At 58.0% G+C, this 635-nt stretch carries 1 protein-coding gene; it reads left to right on the top strand.

What is annotated here, in order from left to right; all coding sequences use genetic code 11:
• Positions 1-71: 71 nt before the first annotated feature.
• Positions 72-635, top strand: a 564-nt coding sequence (locus tag B2W52_RS10385; protein ID WP_286802892.1) for an ABC transporter transmembrane domain-containing protein, incomplete at its 3' end; no start/stop codon positions are given.

Genomic DNA, 635 nt, shown 5'->3' with positions numbered 1-635 from the left:
CAGTTAACAGGTAGACTATTGTGAATTCCCGGGCGTATCCAACCGGGCACATTTCATTTTCCGGAGGTTGCTTGGAACACCCCCAGAACAGCGTAACCGGTATCGACACCCGTGAAACCCGGCAGCAATACACCTGGCGGGGTATCTTTAGCCTTGCGCTCAAACACAAGCCCAGACTGGTGCGCGCCAATCTGCTGGCGATCATGGCCACCGTTATGAGTGTGCCGGTGCCCCTGCTGCTCCCGGTTCTGGTGGATGAAGTGCTGCTGGACGAGCCTGGCCCGGTGTTACCGGTCATGAATTCGCTACTGCCGGGGAGCTGGGAAACCTCGGTGGTTTATATCGGCCTGATGGTGGTGGCCGCATTTCTGCTTCGGGTCGCCGCGCTGTCGTTCAACGTGTTGCAGTCCCGGGAGTTTTCCAAGGTCTCCAAGGACGTGGTGTTCCGAATCCGTTCCCGTTTGTTGGGGCGTTTGCAGCGGGTGGCCATGTCGGAGTATGAAACCCGTGGCTCCGGAGGGATCAGCAGCCATTTTATTACCGATCTGGATACCGTTGACCAGTTTCTGGGCACCACCATCAGCCGTTTTCTGGTGGCCAGTCTCACGGTATTCGGTACCGCCCTGGTGCTGCTC

Origin of the sequence: Marinobacter sp. UBA2498 (assembly GCF_002341575.1) — a bacterium.
In the GTDB taxonomy this organism is placed as follows: domain Bacteria; phylum Pseudomonadota; class Gammaproteobacteria; order Pseudomonadales; family Oleiphilaceae; genus Marinobacter; species Marinobacter manganoxydans.
This window is presented reverse-complemented; position numbering and strand designations above follow the sequence as displayed.